Here is a 25,729-nt window from a genome sequence, read left to right as displayed (position 1 = left end):
TTGCACGGATGCTCACCGGAGACCGCCCGACGGGGCGGCTGCACCTCGGCCACTACGTCGGCAGCATCGCCAACCGGGTGCGGCTGCACCAGCGGTACGAGAGCTTCTTCATCATCGCCGACCTGCACATGCTCACCACGAGGAACCGACGCGAGGACATCGACCAGGTGTCCCGCAACGCCCGCGACATGGTGACCGACATCCTCGCCGCGGGCGTCGACCCGGCGCGGGCGACCTTCTACCTCCAGTCGGCCATCCCCGAGGTGGGGGATCTGAACACGCTCCTCCAGAACCTGGTGACCGTGCCCCGGCTGGAGCGGGTGCCGTCGCTCAAGGACATGGCCCGGGACTCCGGCAAGGAGGAGATGCCGTACGGGCTGCTCGGCTACCCGGTCCTCCAGGCGGCGGACATCCTCTGCGTGAAGGGCCAGGTGGTCCCGGTCGGCAAGGACAACGCCGCGCACGTCGAGGTGACCCGGGAGATCGCCCGGCGGTTCAACCACCTCTACGGCGACGTGTTTCCGGTCCCGGAGCTGATCCCGGCCGACACGCCGTCCCTGATCGGCACCGACGGGCAGGCCAAGATGAGCAAGAGCCGGGGCAACAGCATCCTGCTCTCCGACGACCCGGAGACCGTGCGCCGCATCGTGCTGGGCATGTACACCGACCCGAACCGGGTCCGGGCCGACGTGCCCGGCACGGTCGACGGGAACCCGGTCTTCGCGTACCACGACGCGTTCAACCCGGACCGGGCGCAGGTCGAGGAGCTGAAGCAGCGCTACCGGGCCGGGCGGGTCGGCGACGTCGAGGTCAAGGAGAAGCTGGTGGTCGCGGTGAACCGGTTCCTCGACCCGATCCGGGAGCGCCGCGCCCGGATCGAGGCCGACCGTGGCCTGGTCGACCAGTTGATCGTGGAGGGCACCGAACGGACCCGCCGGGAGGTGCGGCAGACCATGGTCGAGGTCCGTCGGGCGATGGGTCTGACCGGGGCGTACCAGCAGGTGCGCCGCCGGGCCGAGCGCAGCCGCCGGGCCACGACCGCCGCGGGCTGACGCGGGCGTACGCGGACCCGCCGGCCCGGGAGCGTGCGGGGCCCGCCACCGTCCGGTGGCGGGACCCGCGCGCCTCCGCCCGGACCGGCGGGCGGGGCGGCCGCCGGGGACGGGCGGCACATCGGATCCCCGGGAGCGGGCGTCGACGCGTCAGCCGTTGGGTTGGCGGGCCGAGGCGAAGGCCGCCTGGATCCAATTGGGGTAGGCCGGAGGCAGCTTGCTCACCTCGTCCAGGTCGGCCAGGTCCTGCTCGGTGAGCACCAGGCCGCTCGCGCCGATATTGTCCGTGAGCTGCTCGATCTTGCGCGCGCCCACGGTGACGCTGGTGACCGCCGGCTGTGCCAGCAGCCAGGCGACCGCGGTCCGGGACACGCTCACCCCGTGCCGCGCGGCCACGGCCCGCAGCACGTCGACCACGTCGTGACCGCGCTCCCGGTCCACCGGCGGGAAGTCGATGTGGCCGTCGGTGTTCCGCCGGCCCACCTCGGTCGACGCCCCCTCCCGCTTGACCTTCCCGGTCAGGAACCCGCCGGCCAGCGGGCTCCACACCAGCAGCCCCACACCCTCGGCCTGCGCCATGGGCACCAGGTCACGTTCGGCGTCCCGGCCCACGAGCGAGTAGTAGGCCTGGACGGACACGAAGCGGTTCAGGTTGCGCGCGGCCGACACGCCCAGTGCCCGGCTGACCTGCCAGGCCGCCAGGTTCGAGCAGCCGATGTAGCGGACCTTGCCCTGGCGTACGGCGTCGTCGAGCGCCGCCAGGACCTCCTCGAACGGGGTCAGCGGGTCGAAGTTGTGCAGCTGGTAGAGATCGATGTGGTCGGTGCCGAGCCGGCGGAGACTCGCGTCCAACGCCTGCATCACGTGCAGCCGTGACCAGCCGGCGTCGTTGGGGCCGGGCCCGGTCGGCGCATGCACCTTGGTGGCGAGCACCACGTCGTCCCGGCGCCGGCGCAGCGCGTGGCCGAGCAGTTCCTCACTCTCGCCGTCGCTGTAGACGTCGGCGGTGTCGATGAGGTTGACGCCCGCGTCGAGCGCCGCCGCCACCATGCGGTCGGCGTCCTCGCGCCCCAGGGCACCCAGGCTCCCGTAGACGGGGTGGTTCTCGCCGCCGAAGGTCATCGCGCCGAGTGAGATCTCGGAAACCCAGACGCCGGTGTTCCCGAGAAGTCGGTACTTCACGTGAGCTCCTCCTGTACGCGCCCGACCTCGCCGTCCGCCCTCGGACAGGCTGTCGTACAAACTGTCGGACAGTGTGTCCGATCAGCGTAGCCGGGGCCACGGCCAGCGACGACGGGGTTGCCTAGGATCCGCGTATGCCATCCATCACTCGGCGCCCGTCCGGCGGAGCCGACCGCCGCCTGCCGGTGGAGGCCCGGATCCTCGCCACCACCCAGCGCCTCCTCGCCGAGGGGGTGACCTTCACCGAGCTGGGGGTGCAGCGCATCGCCCGGGAGGCGGAGGTGGCCCGGTCGACCTTCTACACCCACTTCGCGGACAAGACGCAGCTGCTCATGCGGCTCGCCGAGTCGATGAGCAAGACGTCATTCGACGTGACGGCGACCTGGCGGCCGGAGCCCGGCGCCGAGGCCCTGCCCTCGCTGACCGAGATCTTCCGCCAGGTCATCGGGATCTACCGGGAGCACGCCGCGGTGCTGTCGGCGATCACCGAGGTCTCCGCGTACGACCCGACGGTCCGCCAGTTCTGGAACGGGCGGCTGGAGCAGTTCGTCCGGAACACCGAGCGGTTCATCCGGGTGGAGCAGGAGAGCGACCGGGCGCCCCGGGACCTGGACCCGGTGCAGGCCAGCCGCTTGATCGTCATCGGCGGGGACCGGTTCCTGGCCCAGCACATCGTCACCGACGACGGCAGCGGCGACGACGCGGCGGCCCGCGAGCTCGCCGCGACCTGGTGGTACGGCATCTACCGCCGGCCCGCGGAGCAGCCGGGCTGACGCCCCCGCGCCCGGTGTCCGGACGGCCCCACGGCCATCGGCCGAGCCGCCTCCTCTAGCGTCCTGACCTGCGGAAATGCGACCCGAATCGGAGTGGACGTCGACTCTCGCCGGGTGGTACGACTTGAGCATCGGCCCGCCAACGGCGCCGCGTCGCACACTCGATGCCCTCCGTCCCGAGCGGCACCTCGGCGCGTCCCCGACGCGGCTCCACCACACAGGGGTGGCGAGGCCACCACACGTCACACGTCCTGCGCCGCGCCGGCGCACCCTTCGGAACGGAACGGCAGACCCGCTGAGGAGTCCCCGTGTCGCCGATCCGCATCCGCCCCCGGCGCCAGCCGTTCGAGATCGCCATCCTCGTGGCCGCCGCCGTCTGCGGCCTCCTCCTGATCCTGCTCGACGTCGGTCCGCCGTCCGTCGAGATGGCCATGCCGCCGGCGATCCAGACCGGCTGGCGGATCGGCCTGGTCGTGGTCGGGCTGATCGGGCTGTCCGGCGTCCTCTGGCCCGGTCGCACCTCGACCGGCCTGGGCATCGAGCTGGCCGCGCTCCTCATGCTCGGCACGTTCGCCGGAATGTACGCACTGACCCTCGCCGTGATCTCCGGCCGACAGTCGATCGCCGCGACCTCGTTCGTCACCGCGGTCGCGACCGGATCGTTCTGGCGCTCCACCCAGATCATCCTCGACCTTCGGCGCCTCGCCCGCGCCAGCCAACCCGAACCCTCCGAGCTGATCGGCGATGTGCAATGAGCGCGCCACCGTCCCCCGCCGCCCCGCAGTGGGTGCAGGCCCTACTCTCCGGGCTCGCCGCGCTCGGTGGCGCCAGCGGCCTCGCCGCGATCGCCGCCGTCGTCATCCAGCGGGGCAAGTTCAAGGCCGACGCCGCCGACACCCTCACGGACGCCGCCCTCACCCTGGTGCAGCCGTTGCGGACGAGGGTGACCGAACTCGAACACGAGGCGCTGGCGGCCCGGGAGGAGCTGGCCACGATGCGCCGTCAGGTGCAGCAGTTGCAGGCCGCCGTACGGACGCTGCGGCGGACGCTGGACCGGTGGCGTACGGCGGTGATGGCACCCGACGCGACCCTCCGCCGGATACGGGCCACCGTGGCGGAGTCGAACGACCACCTGAGCGATCTCTAGCCGGCGGGCAGCGCCGCTTCAACCGTGCGGTCGCCTGGTAGGCCGCCCAGGCAGTCAACGGCTGACCGGGGACCATCCGCCGGATCGCACCGGGTAGCGGTTCCGCTCTCGGCCTGGCCTGCCGGCCGGCCGAGACCGGGGCGTCGCCCGCAGCGCCGAGCGGCGGGCTGCGCCTACCGTGTGTGCCATGCGTCGCATGGGAGGCCGCGAGTCCAGGCCGACTCGCCCGCGTCCTGGCCGGTCCGGTGGGTCGGCGACGCCGGACGCGCTCGCGCCCCCTGACAACCTTTCGCGGGGCCGTTACGTGTGAGGGGCGTGACCGACCAAACAGAACCACTGTCGACGGCGGACGCGTCGTACGTGGCGTTCGTCGAGGTGGCCTGGCAGCGACATATCCGCCTGGCCATGCTGCTGACCGGCGACCGGTGGCGGGCCGAGGAGCTGCTCCAGGACAGCCTCGTCAAGGTCTACGAGCGGTGGCGACGGTTGTCCCGGCTCGACGACGTGCACGCCTACCTGCGCCGCGCGCTGGTCAACAACCACACGTCCAGTTGGCGGCGTCGGAGGCGGGAGAGCCTCGTCGCGGACGTCCCCGACCGGGCCACCCCCGGGGGCGACATCGGTCCAGACGCCGTCGTCCTGCGCCGGGCGCTGATGTCGCTGCCGGCGAAACAGCGCGCGGTCGTGGTGCTCCGCCACTACGAGGACCTGACCGAGCGCGAGGTCGCTCAGGTGCTCGGCTGCTCGGTGGGCACGGTCAAGAGCCAGAACGCACGCGCGCTGGACAAGCTGCGCCACCTCCTCGACGAACCCTCCTACGCGACAAGCAGGTGACATGTCATGAACAACCTTGATGAGCAACTCGCACACCGGCTGCACGACATCGTCGACGGCGAGCCGGACTCCGTACCCCCGGTGGGGGCCCTGCTCGGTCGTGGCCGGCGGGCACGGCGGCGCCGGACCACCGCGATGGTCAGCGCGACGTGCGCGCTGCTGGCGCTGGGCGCCGCCACTGCGGCGACCGTCGTGACGACTCCCACGTCCGGCCGTCCGGGCGTCACCGCCGGAGGATCACCGCAGGAGCGGCCGGCGTCGCCGGAGATGAAGCTGGTCTCGGCCGCCACCGCCAGCGAGAACCTCAGCTACCGGATGCGGCTGACCAACTCCGGGCCGGGCGGGCTGACGTACGAGGGGGCCTTCGACCCGAGGACCGCGACCGGCTACGTCCGAGTTGCCCTGGACGACTCGGTGATGACCGAGCTGCTGATCAACGGCACCCGCTACGAGGGTGGGGAACGACCGCAGGGCCCGCTGCCGGCCGACAAGGGTCCGGGAGAGACGTACGGCCGCTACGGGCAGTACCCCGGCAGGTACGACCGGCTGTCCCTGTACGCCGACGGCAGCGGCGTCCTCGGTGCCGCGGCGCCCGACCCGGCGGCCCTGTTCGTGGCGCTGAAGAACGCCAACGCCACCATCACCGAGAACCCGGACGGGACGTTGCACTTCGAGTACGCGACCTCGGAGGACAAGGGCTCGACCACCACGCGGGGTGACGTCACGCTCGACGGCGACGGTCGGATCGCGAAGGTGGCCCTCACCGGCACGTGGCAGTCGACGGCGAAGGGCCGGCTCGACAAGGGCACCTTCGCCTCGACGCTCGAACTGTTCGACTACGGCGTCGCGGTGCGGGTGGAGCGCCCGGCCGACGTCGTTCCGGTCACGCGGTGATCCATTCCTGACCCCCCGGCGACCAGCTGCCGGCGACCTGACGGTCGCCGGCAGCGTCGCCGTCCGGCGTCCCGGGGCCGGTCCGGCGGGTGCCGGGTTCAGCCGAAACGGGCGACCGTGAGCAGCGCGAATCCGACTGCTGCCAGCGGTACGGCCAGCAGCAGCGCCGCCAGGCGCCGGCGCCACGTCGGGGGCGCTCGGCGCCGGGGCGGCCGGGCTCCGCGAGCCGCACGACTTCCAGGGCGGCCGGCTGCGCGTCTGCTGGGTCGCGGACCCGGTCGGCAACCCGCTGGAGCTGGTGCAGCGGAAGGGCTGAGGCGGGCGGCGCTATCGTCGCTGGATGCCCGAGCTGATCGCGCCCACCGTCCGGCTGCACGCCGCCTGGCGGGAGGCGCGCGACGACTGGGGTCCCGGCGTCCACGAGGACGGGTTCGGGCTGCGGCCGTCGGACGAGGTGGACTCGCCGGCCGGGTTCGCAACCTGGGTGCGCCGGCTCACCGAGGCGTCCGATCCGGCGAGGCCGCTCGACGCCGGATCGGTGCACTGCACGTACCGATGGATCGTCGAGGACGACCAGGTGCTCGGCGCGATCGCGCTACGGCACGGGGAGAACGACTTCGTGCGGCGGGTCGGCCACATCGGCTACGGCGTACGGCCCTCGGCGCGCCGGCGTGGGCTGGCCGCCTGGGCGCTGGGCCGGATGCTCGCCGAGGCGCGTGAGCTCGGCCTGGACCGGGTGTTGATCGTCTGCGCGGCGGACAACCTCGCGTCGGCGAAGACGATCGAGCGCCACGGCGGCGTCCTCGAGGGAATCCAGGACACCGAGATCGGTGCCGTCCGCCGGTACTGGGTCGACGTCCAGCGAGTCACCAGGACCGGATCTCCGAATGCTGGCTGACGAGCCGGCCGTGGCGTCAGCAGCCGGGATGTTCCGCGATGGGGCCCGTCGAATAGTGGATCGTCTGCACGACCAGCAGCCCGTCGCGGACGACGTAGGAGTCCACCCCGTCGTGGAGAGCGATGTCGGTGGCCGAACACCGGCCCGACCAGATCAGCATGCCCACGTCCCCGTCGGCCAGCACCTGCCGGTACCGGTACTCGCCGTCCGTCACGTAGCTGCGCAGGATGCCCGCGAGATACCGTACGCCGTCATGGCCCTGGTGGACGCCCTCGGCGGAGAGCAGGCGAATGTCAGGGTGGTAGTTCTCGCGAAGGTCGCCCTCCAGGTCGCCGTGCAGGCGGCGGCGGAGGTGGTCATCCAGTACCTCGCGAGTGGTACGACTCATGGTGCTCCTGTCCCGTTCGGCGCCAACTCACCTTTCGCGGCTACCCGGATCCACCGATCGACACACCCGACCTGACGGTTCCGCTGGCCGTCAGGTCAGGGTGCGCAGGGATGAGTACCGCGTTCCGGCTCGCTACAGCAGCGTGCCGCCGGAGGTGTCGATCCATTGGCCGGTCACCCAACGACTGTCGTCGGACGCGAGGAAGGCCACGGTGTCGGCGACATCCTCGGGTGTGCCGATCCGGCCCATCGGTGACAGCGACGACAGCCAGGCCAAGGCGTCGCCGACGAGCCGTCCCTCGTGCATGTCGGTGTCGATGACGCCGGGCGCCACGGTGTTGACGGTGATGCCGCGTGGCCCGAGCTGTTTGGCGAGCGTCGCGGTGAGGACGTCGAGGGCGCCCTTGGACATCGCGTAGGTGATCGACCGGGACATCGCCGATCCGCGGGTCAGCATCGTGGAGATGTTGATGATCCGGCCACCGTTCCGCAGTCGTCGCAGCCCGTGCTGGGTGATGAAGAACGGCGCCCGGGTGTTGACCGCGAACACCTGGTCGTAGTGGCGACCGCTGACTTCCTGGAGCTCGGCCTGCTCACCCAGGATTCCCGCGTTGTTGACCAGGATGTCCAGGCCGTCCGCCTGCGCGTCGAACGCGGCCCACAGCGTCTCGGCGTCGCTGGCCACGCCGAGCCGGCTGTGGACGGTGAACGCCTGGCCACCGGCCGCTTCGATCGCCGCGGCGGTCTCCTTGGCGGCGGTCTCGTTGCTGCCGTAGTGCACGGCGACGCGGGCGCCGTCGCGCCCGAGGCGTTCGGCGATGGCCCGGCCGATTCCTCGACCGCCGCCGGTGACCAGCACCGTCTTCCCAGCCAGGGTCGTCATGTCTGGTGCGCCTCTCATCGGGTCGTGCTCGGGGTTCGGTAGGGGGACGTGCTCCGCGCGTCCTTGAGGGCCCATGCCCACCAGAGCAGCTGGTCGAGGAGCATGGTGGCCGCGGCGGCCGGTCGTCGCGGGTCCGTGGGGTTGCCGTTCCCGTCGAACTGCTCCCACACGTTGTGGAAGCTGACCGTGTCCCGGGTGGTGACGGCGTGCAGCTCGGCGAAGACGGCACGCAGGTGCTCGACCGCACGCAAACCGCCGGAGATTCCGCCGTACGAGACGAACGCCACCGGCTTGGCGTGGAACTGGACGTTGTGCCAGTCGATGACGTTCTTCAGTCCGGCGGGATAGCTGCGGTTGTACTCCGGGGTCACCACGACGAACGCGTCGGCGGCGTCGAGACGCGGGGTCAGCTCGCGCAGCGCCGCCAGAGCCTCCGGCGGGGGCGACATCGTCGGCGCGGCCGAGCCGATCGGCACGTCGACCAGGTCGACGAGGTCGACGAGCATGTCGTCGCGGCGCTTGGCCTCGCCGACGAACCAGTTGGCCACGGTCGGGCCGATCCGTCCATCTCGGACGCTGCCGAGGATGACGGCCACCTGTAGTCGATGGTCAGACATGGGTCTCCTCCAGAACGGGTGTGGGGGCGGGGCTTTCCCGTAGCGGTGTCTCGCGGACGAGCCAGGCGAGCCCGAACGCGACGGCGCCGAGGGCGGCACCGACGATGGCGATGGCGTGTACGCCGCTGGTGACCGCGGCGCGTACGGCGTCCCCCGCGCCGGCGGGGAAGTGCTGGACGGCGTCGGCGGTCAGCTCGCCACCGGAGAGGATCCGGCCCGCCTCGGCGGCGCCGAGGCGGTCTTGGAGCGTGCCCTCGAGCCGGCTGGTGTAGAGGGCGCCGAGCGAGGCGGCACCGAGCGAGGCGCCCATCGTGTGCCAGAGCGTGACCGAGCCGCTTGCCGCACCCAGGTCGCGCGGTGGCGCTGTTGATCGTGACGATCGTCGTGCTCTGCATCAGCAGGCCCACACCCGCGCCGCCGAACAGTGTCAGCGCCGACGCGAGTGCCACGCCGGTGCCCGGCCCGACTGCGAGGAGGACGAGCAGGCCGCCAGCCAGGAGCGCGCCGCCGAGGATCGGGTAGGCACGGTAGCGGCCGGTGCGGCTGATGAGCTGGCCGCTGCCGATCAGCACGACGACCATGCCGAGCATCGCCGGCAGGATCAACATGCCGCTGGCGGTGGCGGATGCGCCCTTGACCAGCTGCATGTACTGCGGCAGGAAGGTGGCGAACACCATCATTCCGGCACCGGCCAACAGCCGCAGGATCTGGGCGACGGTGAAGTTGCGGTCGCCGTACAGGCGCAGCGGCACGACCGGCTCGGCGGCGCGACGTTCGACCGCGACGAACGCCGCCAGGGCCACGAGGCTCACGACGGCGAGCGCGGCGATCGGCGTCGACACCCAGGCGTACCGGCTGCCGGCCCAGCTGGCCAGCAGGCTCAGCGCGACCAGAGCGGCGGTGAGCAGCAGTACGCCAGGGAAGTCGATGCGGGCCTTCATCCGTCGGGGCGAGGCCGGCACCGCGGTGGCGATGAGCACCCCGGCGGCGACACCGACCGGGATGTTCACGGAGAAGGCCCACCGCCAGCCGAGGTGGTCGGCGAACAGGCCCCCGAGCACGGGGCCGGCGATGAAGGCGACGGGCATCATCATTCCGAACAGGCCCATGACCCGACCGCTCTGGCGGGGCGGCACCAGTTCGGCGATGAGCGCGAGGGCGCCGACCATGAGGCCGCCGGCGCCGAGACCCTGCACGGCGCGGAAACCGATGAGCTGGGTCATGTCCTGGGCCGCTCCGGACAGCCCGGACCCGAGCAGGAACAGGACGATCGCCGACAGGTATGCCCGCTTGCGCCCGTAGAGGTCGCCGAGCTTGCCCCAGACCGGCGTCGAGGTGGCCATGGCGACGAGGTAGGCCGTCACGACCCACGAGAAGTGCTCCAGGCCGCCGAGATCGTTCACGATCACCGGCAGCGCGGGCCCGAGCATCATCCCGTCGAGCGGCGCCGTGATCATGCCGAGGATCACCCCGACCACACCCACGTACAGAGATCGACTCACGGTCCACTCCAATCGCGTACACCGTACTCGAAATAGACGGTAGCTTTCGAGTACGATGTACGCAAGAAGGAGAGGTGTGATGTCCGCCGCCGAGCAACAGGTCAGTATCTGGATGCGCCCCGAGAACGTTGTCCGCTCCGGCCCGGGCCGTCGGCCGGGCTACAGCCGGGCCCAGATCACCGAGGTCGCCATCTCGATCGCGGACGCGGAGGGCATCGACGCCGCGACCATGCGTCGCATCGCCCAGGAGTTGGGCACCGGGGCGATGTCGTTGTACCGGTACGTCCCCAAGCGGGACGACCTGATCGACCTCATGCTCGACGCGGTGCTCGGCGAGATCGTGCTGCCCGAGCCGTCCGGCGGTGACTGGCGTACGGATCTCTCGTTGGTGGCCCACGAGACCCGCGCGGTCGGTCTGCGCCACCCCTGGCAGGCCACGCTGGCCCGACGCCCCGCCCTCGGCCCCAACTCGCTACGGGTCTACGACTTCATGCTCACGACCCTCGACGGGTTCGGCCTGGAGATCGACGAGATGACCAGCCTCTGCGGCATGGTGAGCGACTACGTCGCCAGCGCCGTGCGGGACGAGATCGGCTGGCTCGAGCACGCCCGGCACACCGGCATGGACCGCAGACAGTGGATGGCGCAGTACGTCGGACCGTACGTCAAGCACGTGATCGAGTCCGGCAAGTACCCGATGTTCAACCGCACCATCCGCGAGGGGCGGCTGTCGCACCTGTCACCCGACACGCGCTTCCAGTACGGACTGGACCACGTGCTCAACGGCATCGCCGCCGCCCTTCCCGACGCGACGCGGTAAGAGGCCAGCCAGGAACGTCGGCAAACGTCTGGTCGAGGCTCCGCTCGTTCGCTGCCGCGTCGGACCGTCCCGGGCCACGGCGTGGAGGATGGCTCCGGCGGGTGTTTATCGAACCCTTAACTCCTTTTGAGAGCGTATGCCGGAAGACGAGGGACCACGGGAAGCGGAAGCGGTCGGGTGTGCCGGCGCCTCCCCGGGTTCGCCGCCCGCGCCCGCGTGCTGCTGCTCAGCGCGGCCCCCGATATCCGGGACCGGGTGGAGGCCGCGGGCTCGACGCCGACGGCTACCCGACCAAGCGGGCCAACCCCCACCCGGGACCCGAGGATGCAGCAACGACCGGCAGTGAGCGAGGACAGACATGACGCGGGTGGACACGGCGGAGAGCGGGCAGGGCGGCGGCGCCGGCCGCCGGGGTACCGATGCCGGGACCTGGCGCGCGCGCATCCACCGGGCGATACGCGCCGCCTCCCGGCCGGGCCCCTGGAAACGCGGCCGGGTGCTCGCGGCGCTGGCGCTGCTGCTCGGGCCGCTCATGCTGCTGCACGCGACGATCCCGAACCGGCTCGGGAACCTCGGCAGCCTGGTAGAGACCTTCCTGCCGTGGTTCGGCCTGTTCATCCCCGTGCTGCTGATCGGGGCGCTGTGGCGCCGCTCCGCCTCCGCGGTCGCCGCGCTGCTGCTGCCGGTCGTGGTGTGGCTGAACCTCTTCGGCGGGCTGCTCGACGACAAGTCCCACCCGGGCGGCGACCTCACCGTCGCCCAGCACAACGTCGGCGCCGCCAATGTCGACCCGGCCGGCACCGCCCGCGACCTGGCCGCCTCCGGGGCGGACGTGCTGGCCCTGGTGGAGCTGACCGAGCAGGCCCGGGGCACGTACGAGCAGGAGCTGGCCTCGGCGTACCCCTATCACACGGTGCACGGCACGGTCGGGCTGTGGAGCAAGCTGCCCCTGTCGGACACCGAGCCGGTCGACATCAAGATGGACTACGGGCCGCTGGCGGCCACCAAGCCGCGCGACATCACGATGACCTACACCCGGGCGCTGCGCACCACGGTGACCACGGACCACGGTCCGCTGGCGGTGTATGTGGCCCACCTGGGGTCCGCACGGGTGAATCCCAGGGCGGGCTTCTGGACGGTCCATCGAGACAGAAACGCGCAGGCGCTCGGCCAGGCCATCGCCGCCGAGCGGAACGAGCGGGTGGTGCTGCTCGGTGACCTGAACGGCACCATGGACGACCGCGCGTTCGCGGGCATCACCTCGCAGCTGCGCTCGGCCCAGGACGCGGCCGGGGATGGCTTCGGCTTCAGCTGGCCGGCAAGATTCCCGGTGGTGCGGATCGACCAGATCCTGGTCAGAGGCGTGGAGCCGGAGAGCTCGTGGGTGCTGCCGGCCACCGGCAGCGACCACCTGCCGGTGGCGGCCAAAATCAGCTGGTGAACACCGGATACGAGAGAGCCCCCGACCGCCATTTCGGCTGGTCGAGGGCTTCTCCCTGTCTTGCGCGCCCGAAGGGACTCGAACCCCTAACCTTCTGATCCGTAGTCAGATGCTCTATCCGTTGAGCTACGGGCGCTTGTGCTCGGCCAGTCTACACACCCGGCTTTCGCGCGGAGACTCCGGGATTCGAACCCGGGAGGGGCTTTAAGACCCCAACCGCATTAGCAGTGCGGCGCCATAGACCAGACTAGGCGAAGTCTCCTCGGTGGCCCGCAGACCACCGCGCCCGAGGATACAGGTCCCCACCCACGGGGAGCAAAGCGACTTCCCCAGCCCACCGACGAGGCTACCCGCCCGCCGCGATTCCACGCTGTGCACCGGCGTGATCGGGACTACGCTCCATCGATATGCAGGAGCAGCCCCCGAGCGAGCCGAGCCGCCGCGAGCCTGCTGAGGGGGCGCGACGCCGCTCCCCGAAGGCCACGTTCACCCCGCCCTCCATGCCACCCACGGCCACCGAGCCGGCCTCTCCTCCGGCCGCTGATCAGGCGAAACGGACACGACGGGCCAAGGCCGCCCCGGCCGTCCTGTTCCGGCCACCCGATCCTGACCAGCCGCTGCCCCGCCAGCCCGCACGGCACGGGGAGGCTCCACCCGCGTCGACCCCGGACACGAGCGCGGCCGCCGACGAGGCTGCTGAGCGGCCAGCACCGTCCGAGGTCGTGGTAGTCGCGCCTGAAGAGGCACCGGCCAGCCCGGCGGTGCCGGCGGCGCCGGCCGCGGCGCCGGACCCGACGGAGGCCCCGGTCGTGCCCGACCGCCCGCCCGCGCCGTCGGCTGCGGAGGCTCAGCCCGTGGAGGCGGCTGGCCGTTCGGGGACGGCTGGCGACTCGGCGACCGCGGTGGACACGACCGCGAAGCGGGCAGCACCGAGGAAGGCCACGTCGGCGAAGAAGGCGGCGCCCCGCGCGAGGCGGGCCCCCGCCCGCAAGACTGCCGGCCCGGCCAAGGTCGAGGCGATGCCAGCCGAGCCGATCGAGCCGGCGGCACCTCCGGCCCTGGCCGAGCAGGCGGCAGCGCCGACCCCGGCCAAGCCCGCCGACCAAGCCGCACAACCAACCCCGGCCAAGCCCAGCGCGCACGCCACACAAACCCCGGCCGGGCCCAGCGCGCACGCCGCACTACCAACCCCGGCCGAGCCCGGCGACCGGACGGCACAGCCAACCCCGGCCGGGCCCGTGGTCGAGGCGACCGAGGCGACCTCGACCGAGGCGACCTCGGCCGAGGCGACCGCGGCGACCGCGGCCGGGCGGGCAATGCCCGGGACTGGGCCGGCTCCGGTCACGCCCGAGGCATCGGGGACGGACGTCGATCGGCCGGCTACGACCGTGGTGGAGCCGGCACGTCGACCAGCGGTCACGCGGGCGAAGAAGGCGACTCCCGCCAGCAGGGCGGCCCGGCCGGCGGAGAGCGCGCTCACCGAAGAACCGGCGGTCGGCCGGAAGGCACCCGCACCGGGGAGAAGCGCACCGACCACTCCCACCTCGCCGAGCCCGCAGCTCCACGCGGTCGAGGGGAGGGTGCTCGAGCAGCCCGCCACGCAGCTCCGCGCGGTCGCCGGGCGGGTGCTCGAGCATCCCGGTTTCGCACCGGAGCTACTGGCCCTGGCTGCGGTGGAGGCGCTCGGGCCGGGCGCCCGGGAGTGGGCCGAACGGCGCCGCAGTGCGTACCCCGAGGCGTCGCCGGACGGCCTGGCCCGACTCGCCACCCGCCGGTTCGTCCGGATGGCCGGCGCGGGTGGGGCAGCCGCCGCGCTCGCCGGTGTGCTCGCGCCGGTCGCCGAGTTGGCCTCGGTGCTTTGGACCCAGGCCAACCTGGTGCTACATCTCGCGGCGGCGTACGGCCGGGACCCGGCCCACCCGGACCGGGCCGTCGAGCTGCTGGTGCTGAGCCAGGTGCACCCCGACGCGGCGAGCGCGCGTACCGCGCTGGACGCCGCACGGACGGCCGACGAACCGGCCGACGCGCCCTGGTCCCGGGCGGCAGAGGCCGCCTGGCGGCTCGCGGCGCCACTCGCCGCGCAGGCCAGCGGCTGGCTGGCGCTGCGGTTGGCGTCCCGGCTGCTGCCGGGGGCGGCGGCGCTCGCCGCCGCGGCCGGCGACGCGGCGGCAGCCGAACGGCTCGCCGCTCGCGCGGTCACCGCCTACCGACCGCCCCGGACCGGCTGACGGATCGCCCGGCCGGTACCGGAGCGCCGGACCGGTCGGGCACCCATCTGCCGCCGGCCGATCACGCCGGAACCTGGCCTTCAGTTGACGGCGGGCCAGCTCAAGCGAGGTGCGCCGCTACTGACCCGGGTAGCCGACGGCCACCAGCCTCACCCGGTGGCCTTTTCATGGCCCGCGCCGGCCTGTGCCGCCCCTTGCCAGCAGCCGGGCGGACGCCCTTGGTGATCACCATCGTGTTGGCGGTGCTGGTACGTGTACCGGACCGGACTGTGCTCGGCCGGGCCGGGACTGTGCTCGACCGGACTGCGCTCGACCTGGCTGGGTCTGGCCCGCGCCTCCCTGCTGGCCGGGCTGAATCGTTTGCGTCATCAGCTCTAAAGGGCGCGGAGGACTGGTCCCGACGGAACAAGAGCCGGAATGGTCGACTCCATGTCGCCGACATGGCGGTGTCCCGATGACCCGGATGCCGCCATATCGGCGATACGGAGTGGATCAAGGCTGGCGAGTCGGTGCACCAGCGCTGGGCCGGTCAGGGCCGGGGCGGGCCCGCCTGCCGGTCAGCGTGGGCCGGGCAGCGCGGGACCGATCAACGAGCCGCGGGGCCGGCCACGGACCGGCCACGGACCGATCGGGAAAGCCGCCCGCGCAGCGCCGGGCTACAGCCAGTCGAACCAGGACTCGGGTAGCAGCGCGTAGCCCACGAAGGCGACCACGTCGAGCAGGGTGTGCGCGACGACCAGCGGCATCACCCGTCGGGTACGCAGGTAGAAGAGGCTGAACACGACGCCCATCACGGCGTTGCCGACGAACGCGCCGAAGCCCTGGTAGAGGTGGTAGGAGCCGCGCAGCAGCGCGCTCGCCGCGATGATCGCGCCGACCCGCCACTGGAGCTGGCGCAGCCGGGTGACCAGGTAGCCGACCACGATCACCTCCTCCAGCACCGCGTTCTGCACGGCGGCGAGGATCAGCACCGGCACCGCCCACCAGACGTCGGGCAGCGCGGCCGGCACCAGCGTGGCGTTGAGGCCGAGCTGGGCCGCCACCCAGACCAGCGCCAACCCGGGCAGGCCGATCAGTGCCGCCAGGCCGGCGCCCCGGGCCAGGTCGGACCCGGGCCGCCGCGTGTCCAGGCCGAGCGTCCGCGCCGGGTCGCCGGGGTCGCGGCTCAGCAGGTGTACGGCGAGCAGCACCGGCAGCAGCGCGAAGACGATGCCGAGCAACTGGTACGTCAGGTCCAGCCACTGCCGGGTCGAGGCTGAGGTGTTCAGCGCGGCGGTCTGCCGGGAGAGCCCACCTTCGGCGGTCAGTTTCGCGATGATCGACACGACCGCGTAGACGGCCGACTGGCCGAGCGAGAGGCCGAGGACCAGCAGCGTCTCGGTGCCCAGCAGCCGACGGGACACCGGGCGGGTGAGCTCAAGGGTCACCGCACCACTCTGCCCGACGGAGGCGCCCGTCGGCACCGCCGAACACCCCTTGCGAGCCGATCGCACATTCTGTGCGACCGGTCGACACGCTCCGTGGAGATTCTGTGGGCGCCCATTCGCCGTCAGGAGAAGGAGCGCGTCCGTGGACAACTTCGCACGGCTGCTGAAGGAGAGCTGGACCCTGGTCGAGGAGCACCGGGAGCGGCTGAGCGGCCACTTCTACGCCCGGCTCTTCCTGCTCGACCCCGACCTGCGGCAGCTCTTCCCGGTGCAGATGTCCGGTCAGGGCGACCGGCTGCTGGAAGCGATCATCACCGCGATCCACACCGTCGGCGACCCGGAGAGCTTCGACGAGTTCCTCCGCGCGCTCGGCCGGGACCACCGCAAGTACCACGTCGACGCCGAGCACTACGCGACGATGGGCGTCGCCCTGCTCGACGCGCTGCGCAGCACCGCCGGCGACGGCTGGAACCTGGAGTACGACCAGGCGTGGCGGGACGCGTACAAGGCGATCACGGAGAAGATGCTGGACGGCGCGGCGGCCGACGAGAACCCGCCGTTCTGGCACGCCGAGGTGCTCACCCACGAGCGGCACGGCGTCGACACGGCCGTGCTGACCGTGCGGGCCCTCCAACACCCGCTGCCGTGGAAGGCCGGCCAGTACGTGAGCCTGGAGGTGCCGCGCCACCACCCACGGGTGTGGCGGACGTACTCGGTGGCGAACGCGCCCAACGACGACAACGTGCTGGAATTCCACGTCCGGGCCGAGGGGGCGGGCTGGGTCTCCGGGGCGCTGGTCCGCCGGGTGAAGCCGGGTGACCTGCTCCGGCTGGCCGCGCCGATGGGCTCGATGACCCTGGACCGCGCCTCGGAGCGGGACATCCTCTGCGTGGCCGGCGGGGTGGGGCTGGCCCCGATCAAGGCGCTGGTGGAGGAGTTGGCCAGCTACAACCGGACCCGCTGGGTGCACGTCTTCTACGGCGCGCGCCAGTCGGCGGACCTCTACGCGCTGGCCGGGCTGCGGGAGATGGTCGCCGCGCACCCGTGGCTATCGGTCACCCCGGCGTGCAGCGAGGACCCGGAGTTCGACGGGGAGCAGGGCGACATCTCGGACGTGGTCGGCCGTTTCGGCCCGTGGACGGCGCACGACTGCTACGTGTCCGGCTCGGCGCGGATGGTCCGGGCCACCCTGCGGGTGCTCGCCGCGGACGACGTCCCGCCGCCGCACATCCGGTACGACACGTTCGGCGAGCTCTAGAGGCTTTTCTCCCCCCAGCCGGGGCGCGTGCCCCTGCCCCCTGGGGCACGCGCCCCGGCCCCGGCCCGGCCCGGCCCGACGTCACGCGTCCGGCCAGGCCGCCAGCGTCACGGCAGCCGCTCAGTATCGCCACGGGTGACCGGTCTCGCGGTACTCCTCCACCGGCACCAGCGGTACGCCCGGCGCCATCCGGTCGACGTAGAGCCGCCCCTCCAGATGGTCGATCTCGTGCGCCACCAGCCGGGCCATGCCGTACTCGAACGAGGTGATGATCCGGCTGCCGTCCCACTGGGCGTGCTCGACGTCGACCCGCAGCGGCCGGGGCACCAACCCTCGGTGGTCGAAGAAGGAGAGGCAGCCCTCGTACTGCTCGTCGGTGTCCGGGGCGACGTCGACCACCCGGGGGTTGAGCAGCACGACCGGCTCGGCGGCCCGGTCCGGTGGCCGGACCACGGCCGCCGCGCGGCCGACGCCGAGCTGCGGGGCCGCGATCCCGACTCCCTTGCTGAACGGGTGCAACTCGTCGAGGCGGACCAGCGCGGCGGAGAGCCGGTCGACCATGTCCCGCGCGACCGCCTCCTCGCCGGGCAGGTCGAACGGCAGCGCCGGCTGGCGCAGCAGGTCGGCACCGCGCTGCACCACGCCGGCGGCCCGCATCCGGTCGCTCGGGCGGATCCGGCCGTTCGGCTCGGCGTCGTGCTCCGGCTCGGGCCGGGCCCGGAACCGCCACTGCATCCGGTAGCGCGCGTTCAGCGGTGGATCGTCGGTCTGCCAGTCGAAGACGGCCCGGTCACCCTCGTCGTGCCGCTGCACGGGGGTGCGCAGCGGGCCCTCCTCGGCCGAGAGCGAGGTCTCCGCGCCCCACACCTGCGGATCGAGGGCCGCCGGCAGGTCCAGGCGTACGGCGAGGTGCCGGGTGGGCAGCCGGACCGCACGCTGGAACCAGGGCCCCCACTTCTCCGCGCCGACCTGGTAGGCGTACTCGATGATGGCCCGGTCGCCCGGATAGAGCGGGAACCGCCGGTCGCCGTTCTCGAAGAGCAGCCAGATCTCCTTGAACGCGTCCCGGTCGTGCTTGGCCCGCCAGTGCATCGGCTCGCGCTCGCCGCCGCCCTCGTCCCGGTACGCGCGCAGCTGCAGCTCGGCGAAGGTGAGCGGATGCTCCCGGTGGTGCCGATTGGACCGGCCCGGGTCGTTCGGGTAACGGTCGACCGCCACCCGCACCAGGTAGCGGGTGACCGGTTCGGTGCCCGCGTTGTAGAGCTCGCGGCGGATGACACACCGGTAGCCCTCGTCGGTGTGGATGAGGCTGGCGACCTCCCGCTCGACCACCAGGCCGGTGCCGGGCGGCAGCCACTGCCCGGGGAGGGGCAGTTCGCGGTGTGGTTGGCCGTTGCGGGCCTGCCGCAGGTCGTCGTACTCCCGGAAGCGCTGCCAGATCGCGCCGCTGGCCTCCAGGACGGCCTCCGCGCGGCGGGCGAAGTCCTCGGTCGGGCGGTGCCGCCGCCCTTCGACGTGGCTGACGTAGGAGGGGTCGAAGCCCATGAGCACCGCGAGCTGTTTCTTGGACAGCCCCCGCGCGGTCCGCTGGTGGGCGAGTTCAGCGGCGAAGGAGTCGGCGGCACGATCGAGGGGTGAGGTCGTCATCGGCTTCCTCGTGGCCGGGAATCTCAGTTTCACGTTCCGTGGCGAGGCGCACACGGAAGTGGCACCTTGCCGACAGTCTGCTTGACAATCCACCGATGACCGTCGATCCTGCGGCGGCCCCACCAGCCGCTCCGGCGTTTTTCCGGCCCCGCTCCGGGTAGTACGAGCGGGCGCCGGGACGCCCGCCGGTCGGGCTTCCGGGTGACCCAGGCCTCCCGATCTGCCGGAACCCGACCTTCCTGCCACCGGGAAGCTGTGGTTAGGCTAGCCTTAGCTCAACTGACCATGCTGGGGACAGGGGATGATCGAGTGACTGCGGTGATGCCGGGGCGGGATCGCACCGCCACGCCGCTCGCACCGGTCACGGCCGCCCTGCGCGCCATGTTCGGCACGGACGACGTGCCCGGGCTCGCGCCCGGCCTGCTGGTCACCGACGAGCTCGGCTGGGCCCCGGCCACCACGCTGGTCGACGGCGCCCGACTGCCCGAGTTCCTGCACGCGGCGACGCTGCGCTGGGGCGGCACCCCACACGCCTGCGCGGCGCTGGCCTGGAAGTCGTACAGCTACTGGATGGCCCTGCCGGTGGTGCTCGGCTGGGCCTCCGCCCGTCGGGTGCCGCTGGTCGACCCGAGCGACGTGCTTCTCCACTTCGAGGACCACCGGCCGCTGGTCACCCTCGGGCTGCGCCGCTCGACCACCGTCGCGGTGCTGCCCAGTGATCCGCTGGCCCTCTCCGGCAGCCCCGAGGTGCGGATCGTCACCGGCGAGGCCGAGTTGCTCGCCGCGCTCCGGGCCTCCCTGCTCGACGCCCACCTCGCCCCGATGGTCGCGTCGATCCAGGCGGAGGTGCGGGTCGGCACCCGTACGCTGCTCGGCTCGGTCGCCTCCGGCATCGCGCACGGCATCCTGCGGGCCGCGGACGGGCTGCCCGGTTCCTCGGCCGAGACGATCGACACCCTGCTCGGCGCCCTCGACCTGCGCGACCTGGTGGACCTGGTGCCCGGCCCGGCCGGGGAGCCGACGGTGCAGCGGCGGACCTGCTGCCTCGCGTTCACGCTGCCCCGGCCGAAGGTCTGCCAGGGCTGCTGCGTCCGCCAGGGCTGACTCCGACAATCCCGCGCTCAGTCGGTCAGCGGGCGGACGTCCCAGACCCAGACACCGCCGGTGAAGATCGGCTGGATGCCGGTCAACTCGGTCATCCCCCGGCGCAGCGCGTCGGCGTTCCGGTGCGGGCCGAGGATCACCACGCCGGCTCGCCAGTACCGCAGGTCGTCGACCGCGTTCACCCGGCTCTGCGGGGTGATCGGCGGCACCGCCCCGGTACGCCGGATCACGCTGAAGAAGCTGCTGGTCGGGCGGGGTGGGGCGGAGAAGAGCGCGACCCCGCCCTCCTCCGACCCGTGCCGGGTGTCCGGCCCCAGGAAGTAGCCCCGGGCCAGCGGCATGTCCAGCCGGGTGGCGGCCGACCAGCGCAACGGCTCCGCGTAGTTGGTGTCCGGCAGCGGCAGGGTCACCACGCTGCGCCCGCCGGTCACGTACGGCCGCCACTCGCCGGACGTGACGAACTGGGGGATCGGGTCGAGATGCGTCGCCGGCAGCGGGGTGGGCGCGATGGGCAGCAGCGCCATGGTCAGTATCGTCACCGTCGCGAACCGGATCTGTGGTCGGGCCACCGGGTGGCGGGCGGCCAGGCTTCGCGACCGCTCGGCGCCGTACGCGAGTAGCACCCCGATGATCGGCGTGATGGCCAGCGCCCACCGGGTCGGCACCACCGAGTGCAGGATCGGCAGGTCCTCCAGCAGGGCCCAGAGACTCGGTACGCCGGTCTCCCGCCCGTCGAAGATCACCTCGCGACCGAGCGACAGGATCGCGAAGAGCAGCCCGAGCACGGCCAGGCCGAGCACCACCACGTTGCGCCGCAGCCACCAGGCCAGGGCGAGCACCAGCACCACCAGCGCCCAGCCGAAGAAGCTGTTCTCCTCGGTCGGGTTCTTCGCCAGGTGCTCGGCGGTCCTCGGGTTGCCGGCGAGCGACTCCCGCGAGTACGCCACGAACGACGCCAGGTCGCTGGAATAGCCCCGGATCAGCCGGGACAGCCCCTGATACGCCCCCGGCCCGAAGAACTGCACGTAGAGCGGGTAAGCCAGCAGCAGCAGCGCGACGGCGGCGGCGACGCCCAGGCCGGCGAGAAAGGGGCGGGCGCGTAGCCGCAGGTCCCGCCGCCCGATGGCGAGCGCGGCCACTACCACGCCCAGCCCGATCGCGGTCATCAACAGGATCTCGAGGTTGAGGAACGCCTGCCAGACGATCACGAGCGCGAGCAGGACGCCGTTGCGCAGCCAGCGGTCGGGCTCCGCGAGCCGCAGGGTCCGCCAGATGATGAGGGGGACGACGAACTGCGACACGATGTTCGGATGCGCATTGGCGTGCGACACCATCGCCGGCGCGAACGCGCAGAATGCCGCCCCCAGCCAGGCCGGCCCTCGAGTGCCGACCAGCACCCGGGAGAGCAGGAAATACCAGGCCACCGCGGTGGCGATCATCCCGAAGGTGAGAAAGAGCAGAAAGGAGGTACGCGGCCCGAACAACAGCGTGATCGGCGTCATTGGCAGCGAAACGGATAGTACGGATGTGTTCGCCATGAGATTGACGCTGTCCGGCACATTCATCCGGTCCGAGGTGAAGGGATAGGCGAAATGCGTGACCACTCGCGCACCGTGCGCCATCATCCATTCGAACTGCGCCTGATCGGAGCGGTTGTCCCGGACCCCGTTGCGGGGGTCGATCCAGAGCCGTGCGGTGACCCAGAAACCGAGTGCCACGAAGCTCAGCACGGCGAGCGCGTCGATCCGTCGCCCACGCCGCACACCCTCGCCCCGGTCGGGCCCGCCCTCCGGCGTCCCAGCCCGGGCAGCACCGGCCGGGGGGTCCGATTCAGGAGTAGTCATAACAATTCGCAGCGTAGTCAGCGTATGGCACCGACGTGACATGTTTCGGGGTACTGCCGTACTATGTGCCGGGTTCGCTGACCGCCGATCACGCGCCACCCCCCGACCGCAATTCGGCAACAACGTCGCCCCGATTCTTCTGCCGTCCGCGCGGATGATTCACTCTGTCGGTCCAGGCGCGGGTCGAGTTCATACCGTGAGGAATCGACGCATGGCAGAAATCACTGGGGATCAGCGCGTCCAGTCCGAGGTGCTGGAAGGCCTCGCGACGGCCGTCAACCACCGCCGGTGGTTCGTCGAACTGGCCGTGCCGTACCTCGGCGACAACCCCATCGAGATCGGCAGCGGGCTCGGCGACTACGCGTTGGAGTGGGCCGAGCGCCTGCCCCGGTTCACCGCGACCGAGGCGGATCCGGACCGGCTGCTCCAGCTCAAGGAGCGGCTGGCCGACCAGCCGAGCATCGACGTCCGCGAGATGCTTCTGCCGCACTCGGAGCGGGGCGACTACAGCGCCGTGGTCTCGTACAACGTCCTGGAGCACATCGAGGACCATGTGGGCGCGCTGCGCAGCATGCGCGAATTGGTCCGGCCCGGCGGCGCGGTGGTCATCATCGTGCCGGCCTTCCAGTTCGCGATGAGCCCGGCGGACATCGCCACCGGGCACGTGCGCCGCTACACGAAGAAGACGCTGTCGGCGGCGATGACCGGGGCCGGGCTCACCGTGGAGAAGATCCACTACGCGAACGCGCTCGGCCTGCTGGGCTACTTCATGGCGACCAAGGTCTTCCGGCTGATGCCGAAGGAGGGCCCGATGGTCAAGGTCTACGACACCCTCGTGCTGCCGGCCACGAAGGCCGCCGAACAGGTGGTCCGCCCGCCCTTCGGCCAGTCCGTCTTCGCCGTAGCCCGCGTCCCCGCCTGACCCGCCCCCGCACCGCCGGCCCCCGCCGCTCTCCCGCGATCTTGCAGTTTCGGCCCCTGTTTCGCGGCATTCGCCCCGTTCGTCGGGGCGCAAAGTGCAAGATCGCGGGAGAGGCGGGCGGGGGACTACTCCTTGATCTGGTACGTGGGGCGGATCACCGCTCGGGCCAGGGTGTGGAAGGTCAGGTTGAAGCCGACGTAGGCGGGGCTGGCGTCCGGAGTCAGGTCGAGCCGGTCCACGTCCAGGGCGTGCACGGCGAAGACGTACCGGTGCGGCCGGTCGCCGGCGGGCGGGGCGGCGCCGCCGTAGCCCTGCTCGCCGTAGTCGCTGCGGACGGCGAAGGCCCCGCCCAGGTCGGCGCCCGCGGCGCCGCCCGCGCCCGTCGGCAGCTGGGTGACGGTGGCCGGCACGTTGACCAGCACCCAGTGCCAGAATCCACTGCCGGTGGGGGCGTCGGGGTCGAAGCAGGTCACCGTGAAGCTCCGGGTCTCCGCGGGGAAGTCCGACCAGGTGAGCTGCGGGGAGAGGTTCTCGCCGCCGACGCTGCCGTGCGCGTGCCGCACATCCATCGGCTCGCCGTTCTGCACGTCGTCACTGGTCAGCGTGAACGACGGCACGGTCGGCAGCAGCTCGTACGGGTCCGGGGCGATGGGTCGTTCCAGGGTCATCGAAACGCGTCCTTCCGGGTTGCGCGCAGACTTCTGCCCCTTCTTACCCTGCGACGCCCCGGTAATCGACCGGAAGCGCCAGGTGTCACCGAGCCGTTCGTCTCAGCCCCTTCACCCGTCACCTCACTACCGTTGAGGAAGCAACCGTCGCGGGAGAAAATTCTTGACCAGAATCTGGCGCGACTTCCTCGCCGCCCTGGTGGACGCCATCCGGCGACGTCCGGACGGTCGGGCGATCGCCGAAGAGCGCCGGCGCGCGGTGCGGCGGCTGGCCGAGGAGAAGATCCGCCAGGAGCGACGGCCGGCGGACCCGCCTGACTAAGGCCTGCGGATTGGCGGAGGGTGTGGGATTCGAACCCACGAAGACATCGCTGCCTTACCGGTTTTCAAGACCAGCGCCATCGGCCACTAGGCGAACCCTCCCGGGCCGCGCCCCGGAGGTGCGCGGCCGTGCCTAGTCTGCCATGCCGCGGGGTCGGGCGAGCGGTGGCGTTACTCCGGCCGGACGCGGCACCGGTGTGAGGCGGGGCCAGGCGGGCCCGCTGACCACCGGGATCGCGCCGCGCCGCGGTCCACAGTGGCCGCATCGTCGAGCATCCGGCCGGATGCGCCGATGGCGGCGTTCCGGCTCGGCCCGGCCGAGCCCGGACACCGGGTCGGGCGCGGACCGTACGGTGCGGCAAACACCTCGCCGAGGGCTGGCAGCCGGGGGTGTGGGCCCCCCACGTGCCCGGGCGGGGGAATCGGGTAAGACTGGGCCATGCGAGCGATCACCGTTCCCGAGCCCGGTGGACCCGACGCGCTGGTCTGGACGGAGGTGCCCGACCCCGAGCCGGGCCCCGGTGAGGTGCTGGTGGACGTGCGGGCCAGCGCGGTCAACCGGGCGGACCTGCTGCAACGGCAGGGGCACTACCCGCCCCCGCCGGGCGCCCCGGCGTACCCCGGGCTGGAGTGCTCGGGGGTGATCAGCGCGACCGGGCCGGGCGTGGCCGGCTGGGAGGTCGGCCAGGAGGTCTGCGCGCTGCTCGCCGGCGGCGGATACGCCGAGCGGGTGGCGGTGCCGGCCGGGCAGCTGCTGCCGGTGCCGGCCGGCGTCGACCTGGTCGACGCGGCGGCCCTGCCCGAGGTGGCCTGCACCGTCTGGTCGAACGTGGTGCGGCAGGCCGGGCTGCGCGCCGGCGAGACGCTGCTGGTGCACGGCGGCGGCAGCGGGATCGGCACGTTCGCGATCCAGCTCGGGGTGGCGCTCGGCGCCACGGTGCTGGTGACCGCCCGCGCGACCAAGCACGACCGGCTCCGCGAGCTGGGCGCCGCGTACGCGATCGACTATCGGGAGCAGGACTTCGTGGCGGAGGTGGAGCGGATCACCGACGGCCGGGGCGCGGACGTCGTCCTCGACATCATGGGCGCGTCCTACCTGGGTCGGAACGTGGCGGCGCTGGCCACCGGCGGCCGGCTGGTGGTGATCGGCATGCAGGGCGGCCGCAAGGCCGAGCTGGACCTCGGCGCCTTGATGACCAAGCGGGGCACGGTGGCCGCGACCACGCTGCGGTCCCGGCCGCCGGAGGAGAAGGCCGAGATCGTCCGGGGCGTCCGGGACGAGGTGTGGCCGCTGGTCGAGGCGGGACGGGTGCGGCCCGTGGTGGACCACCGGCTGCCGATGGCGGCGGCCGCGGACGCGCACCGGCTGATCGAGGGCGACCACGTCGGCAAGGTGCTGCTCACGACGGGATGACGGCGGCTTCCGCGTCGTCGGCCGGGCGGGGCAGCATCAGTCGTGCGCCCGGCCCCTCGCCGGCCAGGGTGTCGCCCGGGTTGTAGAGGGTGCAGCGCTGCAACGACAGGCAGCCGCAACCGATGCAGCCGTCCAGGTCGTCGCGGAGCTTGGTCATCAGCCGGATCCGCTCGTCCAGCCGCTGCCGCCAGGTCGCGGAGAGCCGCGCCCAGTCGGACGCGGTCGGCGTACGCGAGGCGGGCAGCGAGTCGAGCGCGGCCCGGATCTCCTCCAGCGAGACGCCGACCTGCTGGGAGATCCGGATGAAGGCCACCCGGCGCAGCTCGGTGCGCGGGTACCGGCGCTGGTTGCCGCCGGTGCGCTCGGCGCGGATCAGACCCAGCCGCTCGTAGTAGCGCAGCGCGGACGGGGCCACCCCGCTGCGGGCGGAGAGCTGACCGATGGTGATCGACTCGTGCATCCTGTC

Annotated in this window: 26 protein-coding genes and 3 tRNA genes (1 of these 29 only partly in view); 16 read left to right on the top strand and 13 right to left on the bottom strand. The window is 72.2% G+C overall.

Annotated features, from left to right (window positions below):
- Nucleotides 1-1,052 carry the 3' portion of a tryptophan--tRNA ligase gene (gene trpS, locus O7603_RS22400; RefSeq protein ID WP_281571758.1) on the top strand. 7 nt of this gene lie to the left of the window's left edge, so only the last 1,052 of its 1,059 coding nucleotides appear in the window; the start codon falls outside the window, past its left edge; the stop codon is at nucleotides 1,050-1,052.
- Nucleotides 1,053-1,202: 150 nt separating this feature from the next.
- Here the strand turns inward: trpS and O7603_RS22395 are convergent, their stop codons facing one another.
- Nucleotides 1,203-2,234 carry an aldo/keto reductase gene (locus O7603_RS22395; protein ID WP_281571757.1) on the bottom strand — a complete coding sequence of 344 codons (1,032 nt, stop codon included), beginning with the start codon at nucleotides 2,232-2,234 and terminating at the stop codon, nucleotides 1,203-1,205.
- A gap of 134 nt (nucleotides 2,235-2,368) precedes the next feature.
- Here O7603_RS22395 and O7603_RS22390 point away from each other — a divergent pair, with 134 nt between their 5' ends.
- From O7603_RS22390 to O7603_RS22365, 6 genes are all read left to right on the top strand, one after another.
- On the top strand, nucleotides 2,369-3,007 hold the full coding sequence (locus O7603_RS22390) for a TetR/AcrR family transcriptional regulator (protein ID WP_281571756.1): 639 nt from the start codon (nucleotides 2,369-2,371) through the stop codon (nucleotides 3,005-3,007).
- A gap of 308 nt (nucleotides 3,008-3,315) precedes the next feature.
- Nucleotides 3,316-3,762: a hypothetical protein gene (locus tag O7603_RS22385; RefSeq protein ID WP_281571755.1), complete on the top strand. Its 447-nt coding sequence runs from the start codon at nucleotides 3,316-3,318 to the stop codon at nucleotides 3,760-3,762.
- Nucleotides 3,759-4,154, top strand: coding sequence for a hypothetical protein (locus tag O7603_RS22380; RefSeq protein WP_281571754.1), 396 nt, complete (start codon nucleotides 3,759-3,761; stop codon nucleotides 4,152-4,154). The genes O7603_RS22385 and O7603_RS22380 overlap by 4 nt, the downstream gene beginning before the upstream one ends.
- Before the next feature lie 315 nt (nucleotides 4,155-4,469).
- Entirely contained in the window at nucleotides 4,470-4,988 is a 519-nt protein-coding gene (locus O7603_RS22375; protein WP_281571753.1) for a SigE family RNA polymerase sigma factor, read from the top strand.
- Nucleotides 4,989-4,994: 6 nt separating this feature from the next.
- On the top strand, nucleotides 4,995-5,882 hold the full coding sequence (locus O7603_RS22370; protein WP_281571752.1) for a hypothetical protein: 888 nt from the start codon (nucleotides 4,995-4,997) through the stop codon (nucleotides 5,880-5,882).
- A gap of 340 nt (nucleotides 5,883-6,222) precedes the next feature.
- Complete coding sequence (locus O7603_RS22365) at nucleotides 6,223-6,780, top strand: GNAT family N-acetyltransferase (RefSeq protein WP_281571751.1); 558 nt, start codon at nucleotides 6,223-6,225, stop codon at nucleotides 6,778-6,780.
- A gap of 16 nt (nucleotides 6,781-6,796) precedes the next feature.
- Here O7603_RS22365 and O7603_RS22360 read toward each other — a convergent pair whose 3' ends face one another.
- The 4 genes from O7603_RS22360 to O7603_RS22345 all read right to left on the bottom strand — a co-directional run bounded on the left by O7603_RS22360 (nucleotide 6,797) and on the right by O7603_RS22345 (nucleotide 8,977).
- Nucleotides 6,797-7,168 (bottom strand): nuclear transport factor 2 family protein, encoded by a 372-nt coding sequence (locus O7603_RS22360; protein WP_281571750.1) that lies wholly within the window; start codon nucleotides 7,166-7,168, stop codon nucleotides 6,797-6,799.
- A 132-nt stretch (nucleotides 7,169-7,300) separates the two neighbouring features.
- Nucleotides 7,301-8,050, bottom strand: coding sequence for an SDR family oxidoreductase (locus O7603_RS22355; protein WP_281571749.1), 750 nt, complete (start codon nucleotides 8,048-8,050; stop codon nucleotides 7,301-7,303).
- Between the two features lie 14 nt (nucleotides 8,051-8,064).
- Nucleotides 8,065-8,667 (bottom strand): NAD(P)H-dependent oxidoreductase, encoded by a 603-nt coding sequence (locus O7603_RS22350; protein WP_281571748.1) that lies wholly within the window; start codon nucleotides 8,665-8,667, stop codon nucleotides 8,065-8,067.
- Nucleotides 8,660-8,977: a hypothetical protein gene (locus O7603_RS22345; protein ID WP_281571747.1), complete on the bottom strand. Its 318-nt coding sequence runs from the start codon at nucleotides 8,975-8,977 to the stop codon at nucleotides 8,660-8,662. Before O7603_RS22345 ends, O7603_RS22350 begins: the two co-directional genes overlap by 8 nt.
- 13 nt (nucleotides 8,978-8,990) lie before the next feature.
- Between O7603_RS22345 and O7603_RS22340 the strand changes: the two genes are divergently transcribed.
- The 3 genes from O7603_RS22340 (at nucleotide 8,991) to O7603_RS22330 (ending at nucleotide 12,430) form a co-directional block, all read left to right on the top strand.
- Entirely contained in the window at nucleotides 8,991-10,205 is a 1,215-nt protein-coding gene (locus O7603_RS22340) for a hypothetical protein (protein WP_281571746.1), read from the top strand.
- A 43-nt stretch (nucleotides 10,206-10,248) separates the two neighbouring features.
- Complete coding sequence (locus tag O7603_RS22335; RefSeq protein ID WP_281571745.1) at nucleotides 10,249-10,989, top strand: TetR/AcrR family transcriptional regulator; 741 nt, start codon at nucleotides 10,249-10,251, stop codon at nucleotides 10,987-10,989.
- 358 nt (nucleotides 10,990-11,347) lie between these two features.
- A complete protein-coding gene (locus O7603_RS22330) occupies nucleotides 11,348-12,430 on the top strand; it encodes an endonuclease/exonuclease/phosphatase family protein (protein WP_281571744.1) in 1,083 nt (360 codons plus the stop codon).
- Nucleotides 12,431-12,493: 63 nt separating this feature from the next.
- On the opposite strand, the gene O7603_RS22325 is transcribed toward O7603_RS22330, so the two are convergent.
- Together O7603_RS22325 and O7603_RS22320 are read right to left on the bottom strand one after the other, a co-directional pair.
- A tRNA-Arg gene (locus tag O7603_RS22325) sits at nucleotides 12,494-12,566 on the bottom strand.
- 35 nt (nucleotides 12,567-12,601) lie between these two features.
- A tRNA-Ser gene (locus O7603_RS22320) sits at nucleotides 12,602-12,692 on the bottom strand.
- Nucleotides 12,693-13,449: 757 nt separating this feature from the next.
- Here O7603_RS22320 and O7603_RS22315 point away from each other — a divergent pair.
- Entirely contained in the window at nucleotides 13,450-14,658 is a 1,209-nt protein-coding gene (locus tag O7603_RS22315; protein WP_281571743.1) for a hypothetical protein, read from the top strand.
- A 656-nt stretch (nucleotides 14,659-15,314) separates the two neighbouring features.
- Here O7603_RS22315 and O7603_RS22310 read toward each other — a convergent pair.
- Nucleotides 15,315-16,085 (bottom strand): CPBP family intramembrane glutamic endopeptidase, encoded by a 771-nt coding sequence (locus O7603_RS22310; protein ID WP_281571742.1) that lies wholly within the window; start codon nucleotides 16,083-16,085, stop codon nucleotides 15,315-15,317.
- 142 nt (nucleotides 16,086-16,227) lie between these two features.
- Between O7603_RS22310 and O7603_RS22305 the strand changes: the two genes are divergently transcribed.
- Entirely contained in the window at nucleotides 16,228-17,343 is a 1,116-nt protein-coding gene (locus O7603_RS22305; protein ID WP_281571741.1) for a globin domain-containing protein, read from the top strand.
- A 120-nt stretch (nucleotides 17,344-17,463) separates the two neighbouring features.
- Here O7603_RS22305 and O7603_RS22300 read toward each other — a convergent pair whose 3' ends face one another.
- Nucleotides 17,464-18,990, bottom strand: a complete 1,527-nt coding sequence (locus O7603_RS22300; protein ID WP_281571740.1) for a peptide deformylase — start codon at nucleotides 18,988-18,990, stop codon at nucleotides 17,464-17,466.
- A 321-nt stretch (nucleotides 18,991-19,311) separates the two neighbouring features.
- Between O7603_RS22300 and O7603_RS22295 the strand changes: the two genes are divergently transcribed.
- Nucleotides 19,312-20,094 carry an IucA/IucC family C-terminal-domain containing protein gene (locus O7603_RS22295; RefSeq protein WP_281576769.1) on the top strand — a complete coding sequence of 261 codons (783 nt, stop codon included), beginning with the start codon at nucleotides 19,312-19,314 and terminating at the stop codon, nucleotides 20,092-20,094.
- Nucleotides 20,095-20,111: 17 nt separating this feature from the next.
- Here the strand turns inward: O7603_RS22295 and O7603_RS22290 are convergent, their stop codons facing one another.
- The gene (locus O7603_RS22290) at nucleotides 20,112-21,938 is read right to left on the bottom strand and encodes a hypothetical protein (RefSeq protein WP_281571739.1); all 1,827 of its coding nucleotides are present in this window, start codon (nucleotides 21,936-21,938) and stop codon (nucleotides 20,112-20,114) included.
- 211 nt (nucleotides 21,939-22,149) lie between these two features.
- Between O7603_RS22290 and O7603_RS22285 the strand changes: the two genes are divergently transcribed.
- Entirely contained in the window at nucleotides 22,150-22,860 is a 711-nt protein-coding gene (locus O7603_RS22285) for a class I SAM-dependent methyltransferase (protein WP_281571738.1), read from the top strand.
- 125 nt (nucleotides 22,861-22,985) lie between these two features.
- Here O7603_RS22285 and O7603_RS22280 read toward each other — a convergent pair whose 3' ends face one another.
- On the bottom strand, nucleotides 22,986-23,528 hold the full coding sequence (locus O7603_RS22280) for a YbhB/YbcL family Raf kinase inhibitor-like protein (RefSeq protein WP_281571737.1): 543 nt from the start codon (nucleotides 23,526-23,528) through the stop codon (nucleotides 22,986-22,988).
- Between the two features lie 163 nt (nucleotides 23,529-23,691).
- On the opposite strand from O7603_RS22280, the gene O7603_RS22275 reads away from it, so the two are divergent.
- Nucleotides 23,692-23,850, top strand: coding sequence for a hypothetical protein (locus O7603_RS22275; RefSeq protein ID WP_281571736.1), 159 nt, complete (start codon nucleotides 23,692-23,694; stop codon nucleotides 23,848-23,850).
- An 11-nt stretch (nucleotides 23,851-23,861) separates the two neighbouring features.
- Here the strand turns inward: O7603_RS22275 and O7603_RS22270 are convergent.
- Nucleotides 23,862-23,951 (bottom strand) — tRNA-Ser (locus O7603_RS22270).
- A 337-nt stretch (nucleotides 23,952-24,288) separates the two neighbouring features.
- On the opposite strand from O7603_RS22270, the gene O7603_RS22265 reads away from it, so the two are divergent.
- The gene (locus O7603_RS22265) at nucleotides 24,289-25,263 is read left to right on the top strand and encodes an NAD(P)H-quinone oxidoreductase (RefSeq protein WP_281571735.1); all 975 of its coding nucleotides are present in this window, start codon (nucleotides 24,289-24,291) and stop codon (nucleotides 25,261-25,263) included.
- On the opposite strand, the gene soxR is transcribed toward O7603_RS22265, so the two are convergent.
- Complete coding sequence (soxR, locus tag O7603_RS22260) at nucleotides 25,250-25,723, bottom strand: redox-sensitive transcriptional activator SoxR (protein ID WP_281571734.1); 474 nt, start codon at nucleotides 25,721-25,723, stop codon at nucleotides 25,250-25,252. The genes O7603_RS22265 and soxR overlap by 14 nt on opposite strands.
- Nucleotides 25,724-25,729 lie beyond the last annotated feature (6 nt).

Origin of the sequence: Micromonospora sp. WMMD812 (assembly GCF_027497215.1) — a bacterium.
Classification (GTDB): Bacteria; Actinomycetota; Actinomycetes; order Mycobacteriales; family Micromonosporaceae; genus Micromonospora.
The sequence above is the reverse complement of the archived record's forward strand: the minus strand, read 5'-3'. Positions and strand labels throughout refer to the sequence as shown.